Genomic DNA, 25,772 nt, shown 5'->3' on the forward strand with positions numbered 1-25,772 from the left:
TACTGTGTTTGGTATAGTAAAAAGCGTTTCTAATAAGATAAATTCCCATCTAAAATAGAAGCCCTTTTTACTTAAGATTTATAATTCGTGGGGACATTCCATATATCTTTAGCATAGTCGGAAATCGCTCTATCACTGGAGAAAAAACCCATACCACCAACATTATAAATGGATTTCTTAATCCATTCGTCAGTTTGCGTAAATAAAGTGGCTGCAGATTCATGAACGCGAATATAAGATTCTAAATCTGCCAAAACGAAGAACGGGTCTCCCTCGTGAAGTAACCTATGGACTATAGATTTGAAAAGATCTTTATCTGAAGTATTGAAAAATCCTTGATCTAGTAATTTTAATACATGTGCGATCTTAGGATTATCATTGCATATTCCTTGCGGATAATACTCTCGACGTATTTTTGCTATTTCTTCTTCTAACAAACCGAAAATAAACATATTGTCGCGACCAATATATTCTGACATTTCTATGTTAGCTCCATCCATAGTCCCTATTGTTAGAGCACCATTTAAAGCAAATTTCATATTTCCGGTACCAGAAGCTTCCATTCCTGCTGTTGAAATTTGTTCCGATATATCAGAAGCGGGCATGATCATTTCAGACATGGTCACACAATAATTAGGAAGAAAAAGAACCTTTAAAACTTCATTAACTTGAGGATCATTATTTACACAATCTGCAACGCTGTTGATAAGTTTAATAATGAGTTTAGCGAAAACATATCCTGGTGCGGCCTTACCAGAAAAAATTACTGTTGTAGGAACGATGCTGGAGGCAGCGTTTTCCTTAAGATCATTATAAAGATAAATAACTCTAAGGATATTCATTAATTGACGTTTATATTCATGAATACGCTTTACATGAAAATCGAAGAGAGATTCAGGATCTATTTTTTCTCCGATTTCTTTTTTAAGTTTTAATGCAAAGTCTTGTTTATTTTTTAGCTTAATTTGATGCCACTGTTCTCTGAAACTCGCATCATTAGCAAAAGGTATTACATTATGAATTTGAGAAAGATCTATAAGATGTGCATCTCCAATTGTCTGATCTAATAAGGTATTTAGACGAGGATTGCATAGAGCTAACCACCGTCTCGGAGTAATTCCATTAGTTACGTTAATGAATTTATCAGGGAAAAATTCTACGAAATCTTTGAATAAGGTTGTTTTTATAAGTTGAGAATGAAAAGCAGATACACCATTAACTCTAGCAGAGCCTACAACAGCAAGGCTTGCCATATTCACATGCTTATCACTTCCCTCTTCAATGATAGATAAAGCTCTTCGCTTATCATTATCTCCAGGAAATCTCTGAGAAACTTTCTCCAACCATCGGGAATTAATTTCATAGATAATTTCTAAATGCCTGGGTAATAATCGTGAAAATAGGTCTATAGACCAACGCTCTAAAGCTTCGGGTAATATCGTATGATTCGTATAATTAAATATACGAGTCGTCATATCCCATGCCTTATCCCAAGGAAGCTCTTCCCTATCAATAAGGATATGCATCATTTCCGCTATTCCTAAAGCAGGATGGGTATCATTTAACTGAACAGATACTCTATCAGGAAGATTATCTAAAGAAATATGCATTTTTGTATATCTACGAAGGATATCCTGAATTGTCGCAGACACTAAAAAGTACTCCTGCTTTAATCTCAGCTCCTGACCTTCGGAAATAGAATCATTTGGATAGAGTACTCTCGAAATATTTTCTACTAATGCGATATCCTCTATAGCACGAATATAGTTCCCATGATTGAAATAGTTAAATTCAAATCCGTGGGGAGACTGCGCTTGCCATAAGCGCAAAGTATTCACAGTGTCTATTCCATATCCTGGAATAGGCACATCATAAGCCATAGCTAACACTTCTTGTGTATCTACAAGATCTGCAACTTCTTTTCCCCTAGCATCTGTATAGTGAATCACTCTACCATAAAAACGAATAGGATAAAGATACTCCCCCCTACATATTTCCCAAGGGCTTCCATAGCGCAACCACTCATCAGGAGCCTCTACTTGATATCCATTTACAATTTTCTGATCGAAAATTCCATAATCATAACGAATCCCATAACCGTAAGCTGGAATCCCTAATGTCGCCATGGAATCCAAATAACACGCTGCAAGTCGTCCTAAACCACCATTTCCTAATCCTGCGTCTGACTCCATTTGCACTAAACTATCAAAATCGTAATTTAACTCTGCTAACGCATCTCGCACAAGATCCAATATTCCTAAATTCAAAAGATTACTCTTTAAACTTCTACCAAGTAAAAACTCCATAGAAATATAATAGACACGTTTAACATCTTGTTCGTAATAACTATTTTGAGTCTTTAGCCAGCCTTTAGCTAACCATTCCATTACAGTTTTTGAAACTGCTGTAAATATATCCCTGGTTGAAGCTGATTCTGGAGATTGAACTACTCCAAAATATAGACGATTTAAAATCGCCTGCTTCATTGTTTCTATATTTACCAAATTCTTATCAAAACTCATAAGTCGTCCGAATCAAGAAGTAATTAGAAAGTGATTTTTGTATTTCCATAAGAAAAATCTAAAAAAAAGGAAAGCTCTTAGAAAAGGGAAACAATAGAATCAAAAAAAATACGGTATATTTCGCGTAAAATATTAATTTTTAATTTTAAAAATTAATAAATATTTTAGTTTAAAAAGCTGAAAATCAAAGAACTGCCTATCGTTTAAATTGATTTAAAAATAAAAATATGCTAAATTTTTTGAAAATTTTGTCATCTGTGAGAATATTATGACTACGGCGCATGGGTATGGAGCATTTGCTGGACGTCCAGGTAGAAACGTTTTTACATTAAGTGATCTTAATAACAAAGGCTCTACAGATTCTCATGATTCTGAAACTTCCGGACGTACAACCGGACGCACGGTAAGTATAGCTAGACCTTGTATCGACAGACATCCTACATGTCCGATGATTCAGCATACAGCTCTATGGGTAATTTTAGGATTGACTGCTGCTTTATCAACTTGCTTATTGTTAGTGAGTGGTTGTCTTTCAATACCTGCGATTATCGGGGCATTAATTATACAAATTATCTTAATAGTTGTATCTGTTGCTTGCTTAATTATTAAGTATAGAAAAGAGATCACCTCTAAATTCTGCGGACAAGATTAGCAGCCAATACTAACAAGGGATTTCTTCTTCTGGGAAGAATTCAAAACTCTTATACGCTGAGGTAAGAGATTTCATTAGTTCTTGTGTAGCAATACTAATATCATGCCCCCCTTCCTCTACCTTCTGAGAAATAGTACGTATTGATGAAATTACTGTTGAATGATCTCTAGAGAATACATCTCCTATACGCACGTAAGATAAAGATAGTTTCTGACGACATAGATACATAGCCACCTGTCTAGGCAATACGTATTCTCGAGATTGCGAACGCCCTAAAATACTCTCCGAAGATACACCGTAATATTTAGCAACAGCACGAACAATTCCTAAGGGAGTTAAACGAACACTCTCTGCAGCTTCTAACACATCATGCAGCAAAGATTGTATATCATCCTCATAAAGTAGTTGTTGTGCTAATTTCTTGTAGGCAACCCGTTTCGATAACAACGTGAGTGCGTCTATTAATGTTTTTACATTTGAAGATAGAGAATGAATCAAGAAATCTAAAGCAGTATCTTCTATACGAATAGATAACTGTTGTGCTTGATGCATAAGAAAACTTCTTAACCCTTCTTTTGTTAAAGGGTGAATAGGAACAGCAACTCCCCATTCAAAACGACTGATAAGTCGCTCCTCTACAGACTTTAAATCTCCGGGTGCGTATGCCGAGGAAACTACTATTAATTTACCTTCAGTCTGTAAAGAATTAAAAGTATGGAAAAACTCTTCCTGAGTGGCTCCTTTACCTGAAAATACCTCTATATCTTCTATAAATAAAGCATCGACATTACGATAAAAAGAACGGAATCTTTGCATCTCTCCAGAGCGAATAGCTGAAACTAAGTGCTCTGTAAATAAATCCGAAGCAACATAAAGAATTTTTCCCCCAGATTCTCGAAGAGCACTTACTGCAGCCTGCATCAAATGTGTTTTTCCAGAACCTTCGGGTCCAAAAAGATAAATAGGATTAAATGGGAAGCCTGTAGCATCTTCTCCAGGCTTAGTAAACTCCTGTAGAATACGAAACGGTAAATCATTTTCAGGAGTTACAAGAAAATTAGAAAAAGTCATTTCAGGATTTACATTGCCGTATTGCATAGTGAAGTAGGCAGTCTTTTCCTGTTGGATTTGCTTTTCTTTATAAAAAGGTGTGGTTTTATCTAAAGAAGTTACGTGAACTCGGATTAATTTCCCATTATTGTTCACTAAATTAGTTTTAACCTTATGGCGTATATGTTCTTCAAACCAGGTCACTTGAAAAGAATCTTTAGCCTCAAGATATAGATTACACGCGTCGAAACAGAGGACTTTTAACGACCTTAACCATTTGTCTACAGTACTTGCACCAATTTCTTTTTCTTGTAGCAAAAGAAAGTCTTCCCACGCCCGCATAAAACTATCTCATCTAAATAGTTTTCATATATCTTTTCTAATATAAAAAAGCTTTTTTTTCAGTTATTACCTTTGTCTTTTCTTATTAACAGAAATTTCATTTTTAAGATGTTTGCTGTCTAAAATCTTATTAGTAACCCATTGTTGAATCACTCCAAGAAGCATAGAAGAAAACCAATAAATATTTAAACCTGAAGGGAAGTTATAGAACATAAAGGTAAACAAGAGGGCCATCATTGTCCCCATTGTTTCCTGTTGTCTTTGTTGATCCGTAACAGGTCCTTTTTTCTTCAAAGCAGAAATTTTCTGCTGAGCAAACATTACAATCCCTAATAAGATAGGAAGAAGATGGAACTCGTTTCCAAGAAACCAAATTGGTGTAGTCCAAGAAAATAAAACGTCTGGAGCTGTTAAATTATCAATCCATCCGGGAATAAAGGATGCTCCTCGAAGTAAGAATGAGGACTTCAATAAATCAAACATAGCTATAAGAAATGGTAGCTGAATCAATAACGGCAAACAACCTGTAATAGGATTCACTTTATTAGTCTTATATAAAGCCATGACTTCCATTTGAGCACGTTTAGGCTCTTTCTTATATTTCTGTTGAATTTCTTGAATATAAGGAGACAACTTTTGCATGCGTCTCATAGAACGTATTGACCAAGCATTCAGTGGGTACAGTAATAACTTTAAGAATACAGTAAGTAGAATGATGGAAATCCCCCACGATCCCGTGATCATTCTGAAAAACTTCATAATAATGAAAAGTAAAGCTGCAAAAGGCTCAGTAATAAATGCGAATAATCCTCGGAAAGTTATACAATCGAGATACTGAGGACTTTCACCTTTAGAATTGGTATAAGCTTGATCCAAAGCTCGTAAAGTAGGCTCAGCTAGAGGTCCTGCATAAACAAGGAAACGATGCATTCCTTTCTGATTAGGCAAAGGAAGTAAAGTTTCATATCCAGGATATTTAGAAGCAGGATAAGCTTGATTTTTAGGAGATAATAGAGATAAACGTGTAGGGACAGAACCCCCAGGAACATAGGAAGCGGCATATCCTGCAGGGATATCTGTAAGTGGAGATAAGATAATACCAAAGTATCCATTAGAGTTTAGTATCCACTGGGGATATATTCCGCTATGCAAAGCTAAAGGATCCTTCGCTTTAGGCAATTTCACCTTATCTAATTGTCCCTTATTCTTTTTAATAACATGATATTTAATAGATGGAGTAAATGCGTTGGACATAATTTCAACTTCAGGAACTCCAGAAGTTATCCATATATCATCGCTGGCGCGATTTATACCAATCTCAACTTCAAAAGCATAGGGTTGCTTTTGAGGTAACTTATAAGTTTTCTTAATAGAACCGTCTTTGCTTTCTAATTCCAACATAGTGCTATTGAAAACAGAAACACGGTATCCCGAAGCTACGGAATTAACAAGATCCCGTCCAGAAACAATGTTTAAAGCATGATAACTAGATGGCGTGCGTTTTTTAACATCAGAAAGAATTCCTCTACGCAATAAAGGATAATATCCTCCTATGGTATCAGAAATTTCTGTTTTGTTCGCTCCTATCGAAGGAAGTCCGGGAAAAGAAGCTTCACTAGGAACTTGAGCTTTTAAGTCTCTATCAAAACCGATTTCATTAACTATACTCTTATTGTTCTCAGAAGAAAATGGAAGGTTTATTCCCTCTACAGAACCACTTTCTTGAGAAATAACCAATTGCATATACTCATTGGAAAGAACAAAATATTGTCCAGAATTTACATTGATGCTTGCTGATTGGGAATCATTAAAAATAGCAGCTTTAGTAATTGGGAGGTCTAAGGATTCTAGTCTTTCTTCCTTGGAGTTATAAATACCTAAAGGCAAATATTCATTCCCTGATCTCCAAAACACTAAAGAAGTGCCGTAAACAACACTATCCTTATTATAAATCTTACCTTGTTCTTGCTTATATTGACCTAAGAACACCACAGGTTCTTGATTATTACGAAACTCAACAACTAAAACAGGAAGAGCTTCGCTAGTTACGGGAAGAAATACTTTTCCTGTATTTAAAGGGTCGGTGGATTCGTTGACTTCGCTATACAAAGCAACATGAATATTATCACAAGCTGTTGTTTCTTCTATAAAATCCCAGCGAATTCCAGAAGAATAAACAGAACTTGCCGATCCTCCTTGATTTAAAAGGAGTAACTTATTTCCAACACGCACAGCGTAATGATTTTTATTTACCTCTTCTTCAAGAGATGCAGTCCAAGGAGAAACACTTAATCCCATAGACTTCGTTGCAGCAAGCACTTGTTCTGAAATTGTTTTCTGTTTCTCTGTGAGAGCCTTGCAAGAACGAAAATCATTATAACCAAAAAAGATTTGGCATCCTACAAAAGCTACGCCAACTAAAGAAACAAACAACAATGAACGTTTATTCATCTGATAAACTCTGAAAAATTAAACTAAAAAGCTAAAATACCATAGTATCTATTTATCTCCCATAAGAGATTCCTAACTACACATGGAACTTTTTCTATTTTATAGATAAAGTGTAAGATGTACCTACGCACCCTTTTTATTTTTAATAAAACAAACCACCCCTAAAGACACGCCCAATATAAGTAAGGGTAACGATAGAATTTGTCCTATTGTTAATAAACTATTTGGGCTTATAACTTTACCTTGATGGCTTTTAAAAAATTCAGCAAAAAAGCGGATTAAAGATATGCCTATTAACCCCAGGGATGTGGCCCATCCAGAACCTAAACGAAGATAACGTTTATAACTTAAGAAAAATAGCACTATGGAAAGCAATAAGTAACCAATTCCTTCATACAGCTGTACAGGGTGCACAGACACACCCAAACTTCCTTGTGTAGGAGATGAAAAAATGATCCCCCAAGGTAGGTTTGTAGGCTTGCCTATAATTTCTTGATTCATGAAATTTCCAATGCGAATCATAAAGGCTGCGCATCCAAATACAGAAGCACAAAGATCGCAAAGAAATAAAAAGGTCAGGACAGGGATTTTTTTCCCATATCTCCAAGAAAAAATAATCGCCCAGAGAATTAGACCTACCATACCCCCATGACTTGCTAATCCCCCATGCCAAACTTTTAAAATCTCTTGGGGGTGTTTAAAGTAAAAATCACCTCCATAAAATAAAACATAAGCTATCCGCGATCCTGGAATTATAAATAAAAGAGAATAGAGAGAGAAATTCTCTAAAGCTTCACGAAGCTGATTTTTAGAAAATCTTTTTCCATCTTCTATAGTATAAGAAGATAATGCGAGATAAATACCAAGTATAGAAGCAAGTAAAATACCTACAGAAAAGCACAGACCATACCAAGGGACCCTAATTGGCAAATTATCTGAATTCCATAAAAATTTTGAATGATCCCAATATATTGCTGATAAGAAGACTCGCATTATTCAATCCAAAATAGAAAAAAATATAACTTCCATATAGAATGGTTAAACTACAACAGACAAAAACATATGACTAATAATAAAAATCATTTACTTATTTGTCTCCCAGGCATTCTTTGGTTGTCAGCAGGAGTTAAACTACTTTTAAAAGCTTCCGCAGTTGTTTATCAACCCGATTTTTCCTTTAAAATTTTTGCTCCCCTAGCTATGGGAGCGTGGATTATTGCATCTTTAAAGTATCGGTATTTATTATTAAAATCCGTGTCTTCTCAAAATGAACTATCCCATCAACTAATCTCGGAAACTATATCAAAAAAAAATTACATAAAAAAATCTTTTATTTCCAAACGCTTCTTAATCATGGCAGCAATGATCTCTATATCTTTATTGCTACGTAGATATATTGATAACCACGCTATTCTATTTTTCATCCGCTCTACTATTGGTTATGCTCTTATTAAAACGGCTTTGACCTATTTTGCTAAATCTCACAAAACGCTCTTAGAAAGTATTTAAATATCGATTTTCATTATGCAAACTGCACATATAGGAACAGATATCATTGAAATTTCTAGAATTCGCCAAGCAATACAAACTCACAATCAAAGAATGTTGGATAGAATTTTCACTAAAAAGGAACAAGAGTACTGTTTAAGACTAACTAATCCCTATCCTTCTTTTGCAGCAAGATTTGCTGGAAAAGAGGCTGTGTCCAAAGCTTTAGGGACAGGAATAGGAAAAGTCGTTTCCTGGAAAGATATAGAGATTCTTAAGTCATCAAAACAACCTGAAGTTCATTTACCTTCGAGGATATATAAAAAATTAGGAATCTCTAAAGTATTACTATCCATTAGCCATAGTCGTGAATATGCTACAGCTGTGGCTATAGCTCTAATCTAAAAAACGTTCAGCTTCTAAAGCAGCCATGCAGCCACTTCCTGCAGCTGTAATAGCTTGTCTATAATATTTATCTTGGACATCTCCTGCTGCAAATACTCCAGGAACAGAAGTTCTACAGGTTCCTTTATCAGTAATAATGTAGCCATGTTCATCCAAAGCTAATTGACTAGCCAAGAAATCGGTATTCGGTTTATGCCCAATGGCAAAAAATACACCTGCAGCATCATGTGAAGAGATTTTATTAGAAATATTATTTAAAATATCAACCGAACGAACAACAGTATCTCCGGAAATTTTCACTATTTCACTATTCCATAGGAAAGTAATTTTTTCATTAGATTCTGCCTTTTTTATCATGACTTTAGAAGCTCTTAAAGTATCCCTTCGATGAACAATATAAACACGTTTTCCATAACGAGTTAGAAACATTGCTTCCTCTAAAGCAGAGTCTCCTCCTCCTATCACATATAAATCTTTATTTTTAAAAATAGGAGAAGCTCCATCGCACACAGCACATGCTGTAACACCTTTTTGCCAGAATTCATTATCGGATGCTCCAGGAATTTCTAAACGCTTTGCAGAAGCTCCCGTTGCTATAATACATGTATCACAGGTATATTTTTCTTCATTGGACATCACCACAAAAGGACGTGCGCTGAAATCAACTGAAGTGACATCTTTTGGAAGAATTTGAGTCCCAAAACGTCCGGATTGAGATTTCATATTATCCATTAACTTTTGACCTAGTATGCCCTCAGGGAATCCGGGAAAATTTTCTACTTCGGTAGTAGTCATTAATTGACCACCAGCAATCCCGGAAAAAAATCCCTCGAATAAAATAGGACTTAAAAGTGCTCTTGAAGCATAAATCGCTGCAGTATAACCTGCGGGACCAGAGCCAATAATAATTACTTTAGTGTGAGTCATTTATTTTTACCTTACCGAATGATTTAGAAATAAAATCTAAAACAAATAAAAAATTTTTAAGCAACAAATTAGAATAAAAAACTGCTGCAAGGGAGATCTTGCCTTTTTTAAGGTTTATATTTACACTATCTTTTTTGACTTTGTAGTTTTTAGGAGAATAACATTAAATGCCAAAACAATCCGAATACACTTGGGGATCCAAAAAAATTCTTGATACTATAGATTGCCTCTCGGAAGACGTTGTTGAATTCAAAGATCTTCTATGCTCAACACACGGAATTACTTCAAGCGACGAGGAAACCACCAGTGAGATACAACCTGGCGCCATCCTAAAAGGTACTGTAGTTGATATCAATAAGGACTTCGTAGTCGTTGACGTTGGATTAAAATCCGAAGGAGTTATTCCAATGTCAGAATTCATAGATTCTTCTGAAGGCTTAGTTCTCGGTGCTGAAGTAGAGGTATACTTAGACCAAACTGAAGACGAAGAAGGAAAGGTTGTTTTATCTAGAGAAAAAGCTACTCGCCAAAGACAGTGGGAACATATTCTAGCTCATTGTGAAGAGGGCTCTATCGTCAAGGGACAAATTATACGCAAAGTCAAAGGTGGTCTCATTGTCGATATTGGGATGGAAGCTTTTCTCCCTGGATCACAAATCGACAATAAAAAAATTAAAAACTTAGATGATTATGTAGGCAAAGTCTGCGAATTTAAAATTCTTAAAATCAACATTGATAGAAGAAATGTTGTTGTTTCAAGAAGAGAACTCCTAGAAGCAGAACGGATTTCTAAAAAGGCAGAACTTATCGAACAAATTAATATTGGTGAACGCCGCCGCGGTGTTGTTAAAAATATTACAGATTTTGGTGTATTCTTAGACCTAGATGGCATCGATGGCCTCCTACATATTACGGATATGACGTGGAAGCGAATCCGTCATCCATCTGAAATGGTAGAACTTAATCAAGAACTTGAAGTTATTATTCTAAGCGTCGATAAAGAAAAAGGACGCGTTGCCTTAGGTCTGAAACAAAAAGAACATAATCCATGGGAAGATATTGAAAAGAAATATCCTCCAGGGAAACGTGTTACTGGTAAAATTGTTAAACTTCTCCCTTATGGTGCCTTTATTGAGATTGAAGAAGGTATCGAGGGCCTAATCCACGTTTCCGAAATGTCTTGGGTGAAAAATGTTGTTGATCCTAGCGAAGTAGTGAACAAGGGCGATGAAGTTGAAGCTATCGTTCTATCTATTCAAAAAGACGAAGGTAAAATTTCCTTAGGTCTAAAACAAACAGAACATAATCCATGGGATAACATCGAAGAGAAGTATCCTATTGGTCTACATGTACATGCAGAAATCAAAAATCTAACGAATTACGGAGCTTTTGTTGAATTAGAGCCCGGTATTGAAGGTCTAATTCATATCTCTGACATGAGCTGGATAAAAAAAGTATCTCATCCTTCAGAACTCTTCAAAAAAGGCAGCACTGTTGAAGCTGTTATTCTTTCTGTAGACAAAGAAAGTAAAAAAATCACTCTCGGAGTCAAACAATTAAGTTCAAATCCATGGAATGAAATTGAAGAAATGTTCCCAACAGGAAGTAATATCTCTGGCGTAGTAACAAAAATCACTGCATTTGGTGCATTTGTAGAACTGCAAAATGGTATTGAAGGTCTGATTCACGTTTCAGAGCTATCTGAAAAACCTTTTTCAAAAATTGAAGACATTATCTCAATTGGCGATTCTGTATCTGCAAAAGTAATCAAACTCGACCCAGATCACAAGAAAGTATCTCTTTCTGTGAAAGAATACTTAGCTGATAAACAACACGATCACATGGACACAGATTTAAATAATTTGGACCTAGAAGATTTAGTTGGTTCAGACAAAAAGAAAAAAGGGAAATAATATTACTTAAAAGGTTGAGCTTATGTTTTTTATAGCATAAGCTTGCCTTGGTTTAGCACTCTGTCTGTTTCCTTATTTATAAGAGGAGTATAATGAATAAAGATCTTGTAGCTATTTTTGACTACATGGAGAAGGAAAAAGGAATTCAACGTCCTGTTATCATAGGCGCTATTGAATCAGCCTTGAAAATTGCAGCAAAAAAAACACTAAGAGATGATGCTAACGTTTCTGTAAATATTAATTCTCGAACTGGTGACATAGAAGTCTTCTGCGAGAAAGAAATTGTAGAAGTATGTGAGAATCCTAGTAAAGAGATTCCTTTGGACAAAGCTAGAGAATATGATCCTGAGTGCCAAATCGGGCAGTATATGGACGTTCCCTTTGTTTCTGAGCATTTCGGAAGAATCGCTGCTCACGCAGCCCGACAAATTATCGGTCAAAAGCTACGTCATGCTGAAAGAGATGTTATCTATGAAGAATATCGACATAGGGTCAATGAAATCCTTTCTGGTGTCGTTAAACGATTTGCCAAAGGGTCAAATTTAGTCATAGATTTAGGAAAAGTTGAAGGGCTTTTACCCGCCCGTTGTTATCCAAAAACAGAAAAACACAAAGTCGGTGATAAGATTTACGCTTTATTATACGAAGTTCAAGAATCTGAAAATGGTGGAGCTGAAGTTATTCTTAGCCGTAGCCATCCTGAATTTGTTAAACAACTTTTCTTACAAGAAGTTCCAGAATTGGAAGAAGGTTCTGTAGAAATTGTTAAAATTGCTCGTGAAGCAGGCTACAGAACTAAATTAGCCGTAAGCTCATCTGACCCAAAAACAGATCCTGTAGGAGCTTTTGTTGGAATGAGAGGTTCCCGAGTGAAGAATATCATTCGAGAGTTAAACGACGAGAAAATAGATATTGTAAACTATTCTCCCGTGACTACAGAATTATTACAAAATTTGCTTTGCCCCATAGAAATTCAAAAGATTGCGATCTTAGAAGATGACAAGGTTATTGCTATAGTCGTTCAAGATACTGATTACGCAACAGTAATTGGTAAGCGAGGAATTAACGCTCGATTGATTAGTCAAATTTTAGACTACGAGCTCGAAGTCCAACGTATGAGCGAATACAATAAACTATTAGAAATTCAACGCCTACAATTAGCGGAATTTGATAATCCTCAGTTAGATGAGCCGCTAGATATGGAAGGCATTAGTAAGTTGGTTGTCCAGAATCTTGTACACGCAGGATACGACACGATCAGAAAGGTATTATTAGCTAGTGCTAATGATCTTGCTTCTGTTCCTGGAATCAGTTTAGAACTTGCTTATAAGATCCTTGAGCAAGTCAGCAAATATGGAGAAGGCAAAGTTGACGAAAAACCTAAAATTGAAGATTAAAAACGCTCAATTAACGAAAGCTGCTGGATTAGACAAGTTAAAGCAAAAATTAGCTCAGGCAGGATCTTCAGACACGAAAAGCTCTTCAGAAAAGCCTTCAACCAAGGTTCCTGAAAAAGTTGCAAAAGAAAAAGTCGTGAAGAAAAAGAGTGTTGTAGATCCAAGTGTGCCTACGATGACTGAACCTGTCTCCACTGAAATTTCTCCACGTAGAATTCGAGCTAAAAATCGTTCATCATTTGTATCTGAAGATTTAAACACTTCTTCCTCAGTTTCATCAGATTCTGACGCTGTTGTGTTGTCCGATTCTGTGATAGAAGAGCCGGATTCTTTTGTAGATGCGGAGCAAGAAATCTCAGAGTCCGCCTCTCCTTCTGCAATTGAAGAACCAGAAATAATTGCTAAGGAACCTCCTGCTCCAAAAAAAGAGCCTGAAGTTGTAGTTAAAAAAGAACCCCCTAGGAACGTTGTTTCTATAAAATCCAATTTCGGTCCTACTGGGAAGCATATTAATCATTTGTTAGCTAAAACGTTTAAAGCCCCAAAAAAAGAGGATAAACCTGCTCCGAAAGAGCGAACAGGAGGGCCTCAGGCAAAGCCACAGCAATCTTCTGAGACTACAAACGATAAACAACATTCTCCGAATAATCGGACATCTCAGCCATTTTATCGTAGAGATACATCCAAAAAACCAGGATCTGATTTTAGAGATCGTGTTAAAAAAGATGACAATCCTAAAGCATTTACTGGAAGAGATCGCTATGGACTGAATGATAGTAGCGACGATGATAAGTGGAGAAAAAAACGTGTTCAAAAAACCAAAAAACACTATGACGAACACACCATACAACGGCCTACACATATTAAAGTACCTCTGCCTATCACAATCAAAGATCTTGCAGCAGAGATGAAGCTCAAGGCTTCCGAGCTTATTCAGAAGATGTTTATTCATGGTATGACTTATGTTGTAAATGATATTCTGGATAATGAAACAACAGTGCAATTTATTGGTTTAGAGTTTGGTTGTACAATCGATATTGATTCATCTGAACAAGATAAACTCTGTATTGAAAGTAATACTGTTAAAGAAGAAATTCAAGAAACAGATCCAAGTAAACTGATTATTCGCCCGCCTATTGTAGCTTTTATGGGTCACGTCGATCATGGAAAAACTACTTTAATTGACTCATTAAGAAAAACTAATGTAGCTGCTGTAGAAGCTGGAGCCATTACTCAACATATGGGCGCCTTTTGTTGCTCAACACCTGTTGGCAATCTTACAATCCTAGATACTCCTGGCCACGAAGCTTTTTCTGCTATGAGAGCTCGAGGAGCAGAAGTTTGTGATATTGTTGTTCTTGTAGTTGCTGGTGATGAAGGAATAAAAGAACAAACATTAGAAGCCGTCAAACACGCTCGAGCTGCAAATATTACAATTGTTGTAGCTATTAATAAATGTGATAAACCCAATTTTAATGCAGAAACTATTTACAGACAGCTTTCTGAAATCGAACTATTACCAGAAGCTTGGGGTGGTACAACTGTAACGATTAATACATCTGCGAAAACTGGAGAAGGTTTATCTGAACTTTTAGAAATGCTCGCTCTACAAGCTGAAGTTTTAGAACTGAAAGCTAATCCATCTGCTCGAGCTCGCGGAATTGTTATTGAATCTGAATTACATAAAGGCTTAGGCGCAGTTGCGACTATCTTAGTACAAAATGGAACTCTTCATCTTGGAGAAGCATTAGTCTTTAACGATTGCTACGGTAAAGTTAAAACAATGCATAATGAACACAATCAGCTAATGACCTTGGCCAGCCCTTCCGTACCTGCTTTAATCACTGGCTTATCTAGTATGCCAAAAGCTGGTGATCCTTTCGTAGTTGTTAAGAGCGAAAAAACAGCTAAAGAAATCATTGGAGCTAGACTTGCTGGCCAACAGAAATTTGCTTTGCAGAAAAAACGTCCTAACTTTGACGCCATGTTGCAGAATAAAAAGATCTTGAAACTGATTATCAAAGCGGATGTTCAAGGATCTATTGAAGCTTTAGCTAATTCCATATTAAAAATTGTATCCGATAAAGTGAGTGCAGAAATTCTTTCTAATAGCGTTGGAGAGATCTCTGAATCAGATATCCGTTTAGCTGCAGCCTCTAAAGCCGTTATTATTGGTTTCCACACTGGAATAGAAAGTCATGCCGAATCTCTAATCAAGAATTTGGGAGTCAAGGTTCAACTATTTAATATTATCTACCACGCTGTAGATGCTGTTAAAGAAATGATGACAGCATTACTTGATCCTATTGCTGAAGAGAAAAATCTAGGTTCTGCTGAAATTAAAGAAACCTTTAAGTCTTCCCAATTAGGTACAATTTACGGTTGTTTGGTTTCTGAAGGTATAATGACTAGAAATCAAAAAGTTCGTGTTGTACGTAATAATGAAGTTATCTGGAAAGGCAATTTATCCTCTCTAAAACGAATTAAAGAAGATGTTAGAGAGGTTAAGAAAGGGCTTGAATGTGGTATTTTATTAGAAGGATATCAACATGCTCAGGTAGGTGATATTCTACAATGTTACGAAGTGATCTATCATCCTCAAAAGCTTTAAAATATTATGACTGAAAATAGACGCATAAAAAAGGTTAATTCATTACTTCGTGAAGCGATTGCCAATGTGATCTTAAAAGATGTAAAGCACCCGAAAATTTCGAATCGTTGGATTACGGTTACTAGGGTGTGTTTATCTAAAGACTTACACGCAGCTCGTGTCTATGTTTCAATTATGCCTCACGAAACTACATCAGCAGAAACTTTGGAAGCATTAAAAGCATCAGCAGGATACATTGCTTATAAGGCTTCTAAAGGCGTTGTGCTTAAGTATTTTCCTGAGATACATTTTTATCTCGAAGATATTTTTTCTCCACAAGATCATATAGAAAACTTGCTCTGGAAAATACGAGAACAAGATAAGAATTAATATTATCTGCCTAGAAAGATCTAACATTGACGACATCATTATGGAACTTGCTACAGAACTTAAAGAAGGTATTCTTCTAGTAGATAAGCCTCAAGGAAGAACTTCATTTAGTCTCATTCGCACTTTAACAAAATCAATCGGCGTAAAAAAAATTGGTCATGCGGGTACCCTTGATCCTTTTGCTACAGGCGTGATGGTCATGTTAATAGGTCGTAAATTTACACGACTTTCTGATGTTTTGTTATTTGAAGATAAAGAATATGCTGCAGTTGCCCATCTAGGCACAACTACGGATTCTTACGATTGCGATGGTAAAATTGTTGGTAGATCAAAAAAGATCCCAACTTATGAACAAATAATCGAGGCTTCACAATATTTTCAGGGAGAAATCCAACAAATCCCCCCAATGTTTTCTGCAAAAAAGATTAACGGGAAAAAACTTTATGAATATGCCCGACAAGGGTTATCAATAGAGCGTCGCCAATCTACAGTTCAGGTAAGTTTACAAATCACAAAATACGAATATCCCCTATTACATTTTTCCGTGCAGTGTAGTAAAGGAACTTATATTCGTAGTATTGCTCATGAACTAGGAAACATGTTAGGCTGTGGAGCTTATTTGGAAGAACTCCGACGTTTACGTAGTGGAAGTTTTTCTATAGATCAATGCATCGATGGTTGTCTTTTAGACTGTCCTGAATTTGACATCTCTCCTTACCTAAGAGACTTTAATGGAAACATTCTATAGTTTAACATCGATCCCATCTTCTGTGGATTCTATAACTATAGGTTTTTTTGATGGTTGTCATTTAGGTCATAAACAGCTGCTTACTGCTCTATCTTCTTTCTCAGGAACATCGGGGATAATTACCTTTGATTTACATCCTCAAGCGATTTTACAATCCCCCACTCCCAAGCTAATTACAAGTACAAAAGAAAGGTTCCTACTTTTACAAGATTTCTCTATAGATTATTTATGTATTCTTCCTTTTACAAAGGATTTTGCTAATCAATCTGCTGAAAGTTTCATACTTTCCCTACATCAAATTTTAAAATGTAAACATTTAATATTAGGATATGATTCTAGATTGGGCAAGGGAGGACAAGGAAATGCCACAACATTGCAACCTCTGACAAAATCTTTAGGCATCGAAATTATCGAGATACCTCCATACAAGATTGATAACGAGATAGTCTCTAGTAAAAAAATTCGCCAATTTTTAACACAAGGCGATCTAGATAACGCTAACCGACATTTAGGATATTCCTATAAATACATAGGAAAAATCGAAACAGGCTATGGTTTAGGAACAAAATTAGGCGTCGCTACTATTAACCTTCCTCAAGAGCAGTGCTTACTGCCTTACGGAGTATATGCATGTGAAATAGAACATCGCAATACGTCATATCAAGGGATTATGAATCTTGGAGAAGCTCCTACAATAGGTAGGAATTCCCTGTGCTTAGAAGCACATCTATTTAATTTTTCTGGAAACTTATATGATGAAATAGTTTCTGTAATCCCTAAGAAATTCCTTCGGAAAGAAAAAAAATTTCCTTCTAGAGAAGATTTATCAAAAGCCATTCATAAAGACATTATTGATGCGAAAGTATTTTTTACTACTAATTATGTAAGAAAAGCATAATGTCGCCGTCTTGAACGATGTAATCTCTACCTTCTGCTCGTAATTTACCAGCTTCACGCACTCCTGAACGACCGTCATAAGTTATCATATCTTCAAGAGTAACAACTTCTGCACGAATAAATCCTTTTTGGATATCTGTATGAATTTGTCCTGCTGCTTCTGCAGCCGTCGATCCTATAGGAATAGTCCAAGCTCGAGTTTCTTGTGGTCCGGTTGTAAAGTACGAAATCAATCCAAGCGTTTGGTAGGAGGCACGTACTAGTCGATTCAATCCGGATTCTTGAAGACCTAAACTATTTAAAAAATCCTGACGCTCTTCCACGGGCAGAGAGATCACCTCTTCCTCTAATTGGACACAAATAGGAACCACTTCAGCATTTTCTTTCTTAGCAATCTCTTGAACTATAGCAACATAATCATTGTGCATAGTTGCTATAGAATCCTCTCCTATATTGGCTATATATAACATAGGTTTGGCTGTTAAAAATGGGTAAGGCTTTAACTGCATCTCATCTTCAGGAGACAAATCTAAAGTACGTACAGGCTGACCACTTTCTAAATGTTTAATCACCCTATCTAATAAAGGTAAGACAATTCCAAGGTCTTTTTTACCCTTAGATTGTTTTTCTAATTTACTATGAATACTTGTTGCTGAAGAGAAATCGGAGAAAATCAACTCTAAATTTATGACTGAAATATCATCACTAGGATCTATCTTTCCGGATACATGGGTAACGTCATCATTATCAAAACAACGAACAACATGAGCTATAGCATGAGTCTCGCGAATATGAGAAAGAAATCTATTTCCTAATCCTGCACCGTCTGCAGCTCCTTTTACTAAACCTGCGATATCAACAAATTTCATATCGGCATAAATAATTTTCTGACTTTGGCTCATCTTAGCCAAAATATCTAGACGGTTATCAATAACCGGAACAATACCAATATTTGGATCAATTGTACAAAAGGGATAGTTACAAGAAGCTACTTGTGCTCCAGTAAGGGCATTAAATAGCCCTGACTTACCCACATTAGGAAGTCCTACAATCCCACACTCTGTATGCCCCATATGTCATCTTTTGTTTAATGTTCACCTTTCAGTAGGCAAGAATTCCCACAAACATTAGAACCGTTGGTTCTACGCTTGTGGGAGTTTGCACTAGGCTCTTTAGTATTTTGAACCTAGTACCTTTAGTGTGATCACTAAAGACAATAAAGGATTAGATGTTTCCTGACCAATATTTTCTTAACAACTTATTATTAGATCTTTCTAAGAAAAATCTAAAAAACTTTATTAAGAAAATACAAAGTTATAATAATTAAGATTCAATCCCCTAGGCTTCTCTCTTGTGAAAAACACGCTTATAAGGTAATTTGCAGATTATTCCTATTTAATGCTCTTTATCCAAATTTGGCCAAGCGATGGGTGAAAAAACAGAAAAGGCAACCCCAAAGCGTCTTAGAGACGCCAGGAAAAAAGGCCAGGTAGCAAAATCTCAGGATTTTCCTTCCGCGGTTACCTTTATCGTTTCGATGTTCACAACATTTTATCTATCGTCGTTTTTTGCAAAACATCTTGGTAGTTTTTTAGTTTCTATTTTTAAGGAAGCTCCTACAAATCATGATCCTAGAGTCACGTTATACTACTTGCATAACTGCTTAACTTTAATTCTCACGACTTCTCTTCCATTACTTGGAGCAGTAGGTTTTGTTGGTATTCTTGTTGGATTTCTTGTTGTAGGTCCAACTTTTTCTACCGAGGTTTTCAAACCCGACTTAAAAAAGTTCAATCCTATTGAGAATTTAAAACAAAAATTTAAAGTAAAGACTTTAATAGAGTTGCTAAAGTCTATTTTGAAAATTTTTGGCGCTGCCTTAATTCTGTACGTTACACTAAAAAACCGCGTACCATTGATTATAGAAACTGCAGGAGTCTCTCCGATTGTTATTGCTGTGATCTTTAAACAGATACTTTATAAAGCGGTCACATCAATTGGTATTTTTTTCTTAGTCGTTGCTGTTCTTGACTTAGTGTATCAAAGAAAGAACTTTGCTAAAGAACTAAAAATGGAAAAGTTTGAGGTTAAACAGGAATTTAAGGATACAGAAGGTAATCCAGAGATCAAGGGACGCCGTCGTCAAATTGCTCAAGAAATCGCTTATGAAGATACCTCTTCTCAAATTAAGCATGCGAGTGCGGTGGTCTCCAATCCTAAGGATATAGCTGTAGCTATCGGTTATATGCCGGAAAAATATAAAGCTCCATGGATTATTGCTATGGGAATTAATTTGCGTGCAAAAAGAATCATTACAGAAGCTGAGAAATATGGTATTCCTATCATGAGGAATGTGCCTTTGGCGCATCAGCTTTGGGATGAGGGAAAAGAGTTGAAGTTTATTCCAGAATCGACGTATGAAGCTATTGGAGAAATCCTTCTCTACATCACTTCTCTTAATGCGCAAAATCCTAACAATAAAAATATTAACCAACCCGATAATCTATAATGAACAAGCTACTCAATTTTGTTAGTAGAACCTTTGGGGGAGATGCAGCCCTAAATATGATCAATAAATCGAGTGACCTCATCCTTGCTCTATGGATGATTGGCGTCGTTTTAATGATCATCTTGCCTCTACCTCCGACTATTGTCGACTTGATGATCACTATCAATTTAGCGGTTTCTGTCTTCTTATTGATGGTGGCTTTATATATTCCTAGCGCGTTGCAGTTATCGGTTTTCCCATCTCTACTCTTAATTACAACGATGTTTCGTTTAGGAATTAATATTTCTTCATCAAGACAAATTCTTCTTAAAGCTTATGCGGGTCACGTTATTCAAGCTTTCGGAGATTTTGTTGTTGGAGGGAACTACGTTGTTGGATTTATTATCTTCTTAATCATTACGATCATTCAGTTTATCGTTGTTACTAAAGGTGCTGAGCGTGTTGCTGAGGTTGCTGCGAGATTCCGATTAGATGCTATGCCTGGTAAGCAGATGGCTATTGACGCCGATTTGCGAGCAGGAATGATTGATGCACAACAGGCTCGTGATAAACGAGGAATGATTCAGAAAGAGAGTGAACTTTATGGAGCCATGGACGGTGCTATGAAGTTCATTAAAGGGGACGTTATCGCGGGTATCGTTATCTCCTTGATTAATATCGTCGGTGGTTTGACTATTGGTGTGGCTATGCATGGTATGGATCTCGCCCAAGCTGCACACGTCTACACTCTTTTATCTATCGGTGACGGACTAGTTTCTCAAATTCCTTCACTACTTATCTCTTTAACTGCTGGTATCGTTACTACTCGAGTCTCTAGTGATAAAAACACGAACCTGGGTAAAGAGATTTCCTCTCAGTTGGTTAAAGAACCTAGAGCATTGCTCCTGGCTTCTGCAGCAACTTTAGGTGTGGGTTTCTTTAAAGGATTCCCGCTTTGGTCATTCTCCATTCTATCTTTTATCTTTGGTCTTCTTGGTGTTATTCTTCTTGCCAAGAAAAACAGTACCACTAAAAAAGGAGCGTCAGGAGCATCAACAACAGTGGGAGCTGCTGCTGATGGAGCTGCAACAGCTGGTGACAATCCAGACGATTATGCACTAACCCTACCCGTAATTTTGGAGCTAGGTAAAGATCTATCTAAGTTAATTCAACAGAGAACAAAATCAGGGCAAAGCTTCATCGACGATATGATTCCTAAAATGCGTCAGGCTCTGTATCAAGATATTGGTATTCGTTATCCAGGAATTCACGTACGTACTGATTCTCCTTCACTAGAAGGATACGACTATATGATCCTTCTCAATGAAGTTCCCTATGTTCGAGGGAAGGTTCCCCCAAATCATGTATTAACCAATGAAGTAGAAGAGAATCTTAAGAGATATAATCTTCCTTTCTTAACTTATAAAAATGCTGCAGGCCTACCTTCTGCTTGGGTTAGTGAAGATGCTAAAGCCATTTTAGAAAAAGCCGCTATTAAATACTGGACGCCTTTAGAGGTGATTATTCTTCATCTTTCGTATTTCTTCCATAGAAGTTCTCAAGAATTCTTGGGAATTCAAGAAGTGCGTTCTATGATTGAATTTATGGAGCGTTCGTTTCCTGATCTTGTTAAGGAAGTTACTCGACTTATTCCACTACAGAAGCTTACCGAAATTTTCAAACGCTTAGTCCAAGAGCAAATTTCTATTAAAGATTTGCGTACGATTTTAGAATCATTGAGTGAATGGGCACAAACAGAAAAAGATACTGTATTACTTACTGAATATGTACGTTCTTCTCTTAAACTATATATTAGCTTTAAATTTTCTCAGGGCCAATCTGCAATTTCTGTTTATTTACTAGATCCAGAAATTGAAGAGATGATCCGTGGAGCGATTAAGCAAACCTCTGCAGGATCTTATCTTGCTTTAGATCCTGATTCCGTAAACCTCATCTTAAAATCTATGAGAAATACAATTACGCCAACACCTCCTGGAGGTCAACCCCCTGTGCTGTTGACAGCAATTGACGTAAGACGATATGTAAGGAAATTAATAGAGACAGAATTCCCTGATATCGCTGTGATTTCTTATCAAGAGATTCTCCCAGAGATTCGTATCCAGCCATTAGGAAGAATTCAGATTTTCTAATAAGTATCTGTCGATTCTTAAAGAGGATATATGGCTGCATCTGGAGGAGCTGGTGGCTTAGGTGGTTCACAAGCTGTTGACGTTGCGCAAGTGCAAGCTGCAGCAGCAAAAGCTGATGCCCAAGAAGTTGTAGCTAGCCAAGAGCAATCCGACATCAGTATGATTAAGGATTCTCAGGATTTATCAAATCCTCAAGCAGCGACACGCACTAAAAAGAAAGAAGAAAAATTCCAAACTCTAGAATCTAGAAGAAAAGGTGCTGCTCAAACAGAGAAAAAGTCTGAAGGTACTGGAGATAAATCTGACGCGGATCTTGCTGATAAGTATACCGAAAATAATGCAGAAATCTCGGGTCAAGATTTACGTAGTATTCGAGATTCTCTGCATGATGATTCCTCTGAAGAAGATATTTTAGATCTTGTTAAATCTAAATTTTCTGACCCCGCACTACAAAGCGTTGCTCTAGATTACTTGGTCCAAACAACGCCTGCTTCTAAAGGTGCTTTAAAAGATACTTTAATTAAAGCACAACAAAACCACATGCAACAGAATCGACAAGCTGTTGTCGGTGGTAAAAATATTTTGTTTGCCTCTCAAGAATATGCGTCTTTATTAAATACTTCTGCTCCAGGATTGCGTGATCTCTATCTTCAGGTAACCTCTGATTTCCACTCTTGTGAGCAATTATTAACGACTCTTCAATCACGTTACAGCTTCGAAGAAATGGGTACCGTTTCCTCTTTCATACTTAAAGGCATGGCTGCAGATTTAAAATCAGAAGGATCTTCAGTTCCACCTCCAAAATTACAAGTAATGATGTCAGAAACCCGTAATCTTCAAGCTGTGCTTACTGGTTACGATTTCTTTCAAACAAAATTACCTAAACTTACTGCATCCTTAAAAGCTGATGGAGTAACAGTTCCTGATCTTAAATTTGATAAAGTAGCAGATACTTTTTTTAAGTTAATTAATGATAAATTCCCTACAGCCTCAAAAATGGAACGTGGGGTTCGCGATCTCGTTGGTGATGATACAGAAGCTATTACAGGTATGCTAAATCTCTTCTTCGTTGCCTTAAGAGGAACTTCACCAAGATTATTTACTTCAGCAGAAAAACGTCAGCAATTAGGCACGATGATGGCTAATGCTTTGGACACTGTGAATATTAACAACGAAGATTACCCAAAAGCTACAGACTTCCCCAAACCCTATCCTTGGTCTTAATTTTTACGGATTATCATGCAAAATCAGTTCGAACAACTTCTGGAATCTTTAGGAACAAAACTAAATACCTCTTTAGTTCCTGATAAAAACCAAGCATGTTTGATTCGTTTCAGTGACACTCAAGTTCCAGTACAACTTGAAGAAGATGGAAATTCGGGTGATATTGCTGTAGGCACAATTCTTGGAATGCTTCCTGAAAACGTATTCCGAGAACGGATTTTTAAAGCTGCTCTTTCTGTTAATGCTTCTCCTCAATCAAATATCAAAGGAATTCTTGGTTATGGGGAAATTTCGCAACAGCTTTACCTATCTGATGTCTTAAATATGAATTATCTAAATGGAGATAAGCTTTTCCACTATCTAACCTTATTTTCTATGCACGCAAAAATTTGGATAGCTGCATTAGAAACTGGCAATCTTCCTGATCTACATGTCTTAGGTATGTATCATTTATAACTACTAACAACTGCAAATTTATCTAAACATGCACGTTTTAGGTTCGTATGATTTATGACCCCATTTTCTAAAGCTCTACGCTATATCCAAAATTCCCCAGCTAAGCAAAGCTGGAAAACTCTGGGAACCATGCCTAAACAAGGGATTTGTGTTCCCCTATTTTCCTTACATACACAAAATAGCTGTGGTATCGGAGAGTTTCTAGATCTTATTCCTATGATCTCCTGGTGTCGAAAACATGGATTTCAAATTATACAAATTCTTCCCATTAACGATAGTGGTGAAGATAGTAGTCCATACAATAGTATATCTTCAGTAGCTCTTAATCCTCTTTACATCTCCTTAGCAAGCCTTCCCTACTCTCAATCAGTTTCCTATGCTAACGCCAAGCTAAGAACTATGCAGCAGCTTTCTAAACTTCCCTATATACATTATCCACAAGTCAAAGCTGCTAAATGGGAATTTCTCCGCGACTATTATCAGTACGCGGTTCAAATTGGAGCACTAAAAGACGAAGATTTTCAGATTTTTTGTGAAAAGGAAAAATATTGGTTACGTCCCTATACAGTATTCCGCGCGATTAAGTATCACCTAAAGGGAGCTCCTATAAACAATTGGCCTAAAGTATATACAGATACTAAAAACTTCTCAAAATTCGAAAAAGAATTCCAAAATGAATGTAGATTCTTTGCTTACCTACAATATCTCTGCTTTCAACAAATGTCTCAGGTAAAGGCTTTTGCAGACGACAACCAAGTTTTCCTTAAGGGAGATCTTCCTATCCTTATTAGTAAGGATAGTTGTGATGTTTGGTATTATAGACAGTTTTTTTCTTCTTCAGGATCTGCCGGAGCTCCCCCCGATATTTACAATGCTGAGGGACAGAACTGGCACCTTCCTATCTATAATATGCATAATCTTTCTCAAGATAATTATACCTGGTGGAAAGCTCGTCTTCGTTATGCAGAAAATTTTTATTCTCTATATAGACTGGATCATATCGTAGGATTCTTTCGCTTATGGGTTTGGGACACTTCAGGAAATGGAAAATTCCAACCGGAAGATCCCGAAGAATATATTAGCCAGGGAACTCAGATGCTTACACAGATCCTACGAGCATCTCGTATGCTTCCAATAGGAGAAGACCTGGGGAGTATCCCCACAGATGTAAAACAAACATTATTAAAATTAGGGATATGTGGAACAAGAATTCCTCGATGGGAGCGCAATTGGGAGGGAGACGGAAATTTTATTCCCCTAGAGAACTACTCCCCTCTTTCAGTGACTTCCTTATCCACACACGACTCTGATACGCTAGCCCTATGGTGGCGTCATGCCCCAAAAGAAGCTCAAAAATTTGCGAAATTTCTAGGAATGTTTTTTAAACCAGTCCTATCAGAAGAAGATCAAAAACACATTCTTACATTATCTCATAAAACATCATCTATTTTTCATATTAATTTAATTAATGACTACCTGGCCCTTTGTCCTGATTTAGTGTCCAATAATCTAAAATATGAGCGCATAAATATGCCGGGCACCTTATCGAAAAATAATTGGGTATATAGAGTGAAACCCTCTGTAGAAGAAATTCTATCTCACGATGCATTCAACGCAAATATAATGGATATCTTTTCCCATCTTTAAGATCTAGATCTTACTATTCTAAGTAAAATCAAGAA

The 25,772-nt window shown here is 36.5% G+C and carries 20 protein-coding genes; 14 read left to right on the forward strand and 6 right to left on the reverse strand.

Features of this window, described 5'->3' with window-relative positions; translation table 11 throughout:
* Window positions 1–71 precede the first annotated feature (71 nt).
* On the reverse strand, window positions 72–2,522 hold the full coding sequence (locus tag O1W70_RS00470) for a glycogen/starch/alpha-glucan phosphorylase (RefSeq protein ID WP_213240856.1): 2,451 nt from the start codon (window positions 2,520–2,522) through the stop codon (window positions 72–74).
* Window positions 2,523–2,790: 268 nt separating this feature from the next.
* Between O1W70_RS00470 and O1W70_RS00475 the strand changes: the two genes are divergently transcribed.
* Entirely contained in the window at window positions 2,791–3,174 is a 384-nt protein-coding gene (locus O1W70_RS00475) for a hypothetical protein (protein ID WP_332381416.1), read from the forward strand.
* Between the two features lie 9 nt (window positions 3,175–3,183).
* Here the strand turns inward: O1W70_RS00475 and dnaA are convergent, their stop codons facing one another.
* The 3 genes from dnaA to O1W70_RS00490 all read right to left on the reverse strand — a co-directional run bounded on the left by dnaA (window position 3,184) and on the right by O1W70_RS00490 (window position 8,010).
* Window positions 3,184–4,566 carry a chromosomal replication initiator protein DnaA gene (gene dnaA, locus O1W70_RS00480; protein WP_332381415.1) on the reverse strand — a complete coding sequence of 461 codons (1,383 nt, stop codon included), beginning with the start codon at window positions 4,564–4,566 and terminating at the stop codon, window positions 3,184–3,186.
* Window positions 4,567–4,632: 66 nt separating this feature from the next.
* On the reverse strand, window positions 4,633–7,017 hold the full coding sequence (gene yidC, locus O1W70_RS00485; RefSeq protein ID WP_332381414.1) for a membrane protein insertase YidC: 2,385 nt from the start codon (window positions 7,015–7,017) through the stop codon (window positions 4,633–4,635).
* A 123-nt stretch (window positions 7,018–7,140) separates the two neighbouring features.
* Window positions 7,141–8,010 carry a prolipoprotein diacylglyceryl transferase gene (locus O1W70_RS00490; RefSeq protein WP_332381413.1) on the reverse strand — a complete coding sequence of 290 codons (870 nt, stop codon included), beginning with the start codon at window positions 8,008–8,010 and terminating at the stop codon, window positions 7,141–7,143.
* A gap of 69 nt (window positions 8,011–8,079) precedes the next feature.
* Here O1W70_RS00490 and O1W70_RS00495 point away from each other — a divergent pair, with 69 nt between their 5' ends.
* Together O1W70_RS00495 and acpS are read left to right on the forward strand one after the other, a co-directional pair.
* Window positions 8,080–8,526 (forward strand): hypothetical protein, encoded by a 447-nt coding sequence (locus O1W70_RS00495; RefSeq protein ID WP_332381412.1) that lies wholly within the window; start codon window positions 8,080–8,082, stop codon window positions 8,524–8,526.
* A gap of 15 nt (window positions 8,527–8,541) precedes the next feature.
* Complete coding sequence (gene acpS / locus O1W70_RS00500; RefSeq protein WP_332381411.1) at window positions 8,542–8,910, forward strand: holo-ACP synthase; 369 nt, start codon at window positions 8,542–8,544, stop codon at window positions 8,908–8,910.
* On the opposite strand, the gene trxB is transcribed toward acpS, so the two are convergent.
* Window positions 8,902–9,837 carry a thioredoxin-disulfide reductase gene (trxB, locus tag O1W70_RS00505; RefSeq protein WP_332381410.1) on the reverse strand — a complete coding sequence of 312 codons (936 nt, stop codon included), beginning with the start codon at window positions 9,835–9,837 and terminating at the stop codon, window positions 8,902–8,904. The genes acpS and trxB overlap by 9 nt on opposite strands.
* A 167-nt stretch (window positions 9,838–10,004) precedes the next feature.
* Here trxB and rpsA point away from each other — a divergent pair, with 167 nt between their 5' ends.
* The 6 genes from rpsA (at window position 10,005) to O1W70_RS00535 (ending at window position 17,773) form a co-directional block, all read left to right on the forward strand.
* Window positions 10,005–11,750 carry a 30S ribosomal protein S1 gene (gene rpsA, locus O1W70_RS00510; protein ID WP_332381409.1) on the forward strand — a complete coding sequence of 582 codons (1,746 nt, stop codon included), beginning with the start codon at window positions 10,005–10,007 and terminating at the stop codon, window positions 11,748–11,750.
* A gap of 92 nt (window positions 11,751–11,842) precedes the next feature.
* The gene (nusA, locus tag O1W70_RS00515) at window positions 11,843–13,147 is read left to right on the forward strand and encodes a transcription termination factor NusA (protein ID WP_213240838.1); all 1,305 of its coding nucleotides are present in this window, start codon (window positions 11,843–11,845) and stop codon (window positions 13,145–13,147) included.
* Window positions 13,104–15,758 carry a translation initiation factor IF-2 gene (gene infB / locus O1W70_RS00520; protein WP_332381408.1) on the forward strand — a complete coding sequence of 885 codons (2,655 nt, stop codon included), beginning with the start codon at window positions 13,104–13,106 and terminating at the stop codon, window positions 15,756–15,758. Before nusA ends, infB begins: the two co-directional genes overlap by 44 nt.
* Window positions 15,759–15,764: 6 nt before the next feature.
* Window positions 15,765–16,127 (forward strand): 30S ribosome-binding factor RbfA, encoded by a 363-nt coding sequence (gene rbfA, locus O1W70_RS00525; protein WP_332381407.1) that lies wholly within the window; start codon window positions 15,765–15,767, stop codon window positions 16,125–16,127.
* Between the two features lie 40 nt (window positions 16,128–16,167).
* Window positions 16,168–16,875: a tRNA pseudouridine(55) synthase TruB gene (truB, locus tag O1W70_RS00530; protein WP_332381406.1), complete on the forward strand. Its 708-nt coding sequence runs from the start codon at window positions 16,168–16,170 to the stop codon at window positions 16,873–16,875.
* Entirely contained in the window at window positions 16,859–17,773 is a 915-nt protein-coding gene (locus tag O1W70_RS00535; protein ID WP_332381405.1) for a bifunctional riboflavin kinase/FAD synthetase, read from the forward strand. Before truB ends, O1W70_RS00535 begins: the two co-directional genes overlap by 17 nt.
* Here O1W70_RS00535 and ychF read toward each other — a convergent pair.
* Complete coding sequence (gene ychF / locus O1W70_RS00540) at window positions 17,751–18,845, reverse strand: redox-regulated ATPase YchF (protein WP_332381404.1); 1,095 nt, start codon at window positions 18,843–18,845, stop codon at window positions 17,751–17,753. The genes O1W70_RS00535 and ychF overlap by 23 nt on opposite strands.
* Before the next feature lie 353 nt (window positions 18,846–19,198).
* On the opposite strand from ychF, the gene sctU reads away from it, so the two are divergent.
* Genes sctU through O1W70_RS00565 form a run of 5 tightly spaced genes read left to right on the forward strand, consistent with a single transcriptional unit; the run spans window position 19,199 to window position 25,737 of the window.
* Window positions 19,199–20,281: a type III secretion system export apparatus subunit SctU gene (gene sctU, locus O1W70_RS00545; RefSeq protein ID WP_332381403.1), complete on the forward strand. Its 1,083-nt coding sequence runs from the start codon at window positions 19,199–19,201 to the stop codon at window positions 20,279–20,281.
* Window positions 20,281–22,410: a type III secretion system export apparatus subunit SctV gene (gene sctV / locus O1W70_RS00550; protein ID WP_332381402.1), complete on the forward strand. Its 2,130-nt coding sequence runs from the start codon at window positions 20,281–20,283 to the stop codon at window positions 22,408–22,410. The genes sctU and sctV overlap by 1 nt, the downstream gene beginning before the upstream one ends.
* Window positions 22,411–22,440: 30 nt before the next feature.
* A complete protein-coding gene (sctW, locus tag O1W70_RS00555; protein ID WP_332381401.1) occupies window positions 22,441–23,634 on the forward strand; it encodes a type III secretion system gatekeeper subunit SctW in 1,194 nt (397 codons plus the stop codon).
* 15 nt (window positions 23,635–23,649) lie between these two features.
* Entirely contained in the window at window positions 23,650–24,090 is a 441-nt protein-coding gene (locus O1W70_RS00560; RefSeq protein WP_332381400.1) for a CesT family type III secretion system chaperone, read from the forward strand.
* A 54-nt stretch (window positions 24,091–24,144) separates the two neighbouring features.
* Window positions 24,145–25,737 carry a 4-alpha-glucanotransferase gene (locus O1W70_RS00565; protein ID WP_332381399.1) on the forward strand — a complete coding sequence of 531 codons (1,593 nt, stop codon included), beginning with the start codon at window positions 24,145–24,147 and terminating at the stop codon, window positions 25,735–25,737.
* The last annotated feature ends 35 nt before the right edge of the window (window positions 25,738–25,772 follow it).

The organism is Chlamydia sp. 16-02 (assembly GCF_042235055.1).
Taxonomy (GTDB): Bacteria; Chlamydiota; Chlamydiia; order Chlamydiales; family Chlamydiaceae; genus Chlamydia.

Coding starts and splice junctions, on each gene's coding strand:
- O1W70_RS00470 (WP_213240856.1), bottom strand. CDS start 2,522: ATGAGTTTTGATAAGAATTTGGTAAATATAGAAACAATGAAGCAGGCG.
- O1W70_RS00475 (WP_332381416.1), top strand. CDS start 2,791: ATGACTACGGCGCATGGGTATGGAGCATTTGCTGGACGTCCAGGTAGA.
- dnaA (WP_332381415.1), bottom strand. CDS start 4,566: ATGCGGGCGTGGGAAGACTTTCTTTTGCTACAAGAAAAAGAAATTGGT.
- yidC (WP_332381414.1), bottom strand. CDS start 7,017: ATGAATAAACGTTCATTGTTGTTTGTTTCTTTAGTTGGCGTAGCTTTT.
- O1W70_RS00490 (WP_332381413.1), bottom strand. CDS start 8,010: ATGCGAGTCTTCTTATCAGCAATATATTGGGATCATTCAAAATTTTTA.
- O1W70_RS00495 (WP_332381412.1), top strand. CDS start 8,080: ATGACTAATAATAAAAATCATTTACTTATTTGTCTCCCAGGCATTCTT.
- acpS (WP_332381411.1), top strand. CDS start 8,542: ATGCAAACTGCACATATAGGAACAGATATCATTGAAATTTCTAGAATT.
- trxB (WP_332381410.1), bottom strand. CDS start 9,837: ATGACTCACACTAAAGTAATTATTATTGGCTCTGGTCCCGCAGGTTAT.
- rpsA (WP_332381409.1), top strand. CDS start 10,005: ATGCCAAAACAATCCGAATACACTTGGGGATCCAAAAAAATTCTTGAT.
- nusA (WP_213240838.1), top strand. CDS start 11,843: ATGAATAAAGATCTTGTAGCTATTTTTGACTACATGGAGAAGGAAAAA.
- infB (WP_332381408.1), top strand. CDS start 13,104: ATGGAGAAGGCAAAGTTGACGAAAAACCTAAAATTGAAGATTAAAAAC.
- rbfA (WP_332381407.1), top strand. CDS start 15,765: ATGACTGAAAATAGACGCATAAAAAAGGTTAATTCATTACTTCGTGAA.
- truB (WP_332381406.1), top strand. CDS start 16,168: ATGGAACTTGCTACAGAACTTAAAGAAGGTATTCTTCTAGTAGATAAG.
- O1W70_RS00535 (WP_332381405.1), top strand. CDS start 16,859: ATGGAAACATTCTATAGTTTAACATCGATCCCATCTTCTGTGGATTCT.
- ychF (WP_332381404.1), bottom strand. CDS start 18,845: ATGGGGCATACAGAGTGTGGGATTGTAGGACTTCCTAATGTGGGTAAG.
- sctU (WP_332381403.1), top strand. CDS start 19,199: ATGGGTGAAAAAACAGAAAAGGCAACCCCAAAGCGTCTTAGAGACGCC.
- sctV (WP_332381402.1), top strand. CDS start 20,281: ATGAACAAGCTACTCAATTTTGTTAGTAGAACCTTTGGGGGAGATGCA.
- sctW (WP_332381401.1), top strand. CDS start 22,441: ATGGCTGCATCTGGAGGAGCTGGTGGCTTAGGTGGTTCACAAGCTGTT.
- O1W70_RS00560 (WP_332381400.1), top strand. CDS start 23,650: ATGCAAAATCAGTTCGAACAACTTCTGGAATCTTTAGGAACAAAACTA.
- O1W70_RS00565 (WP_332381399.1), top strand. CDS start 24,145: ATGACCCCATTTTCTAAAGCTCTACGCTATATCCAAAATTCCCCAGCT.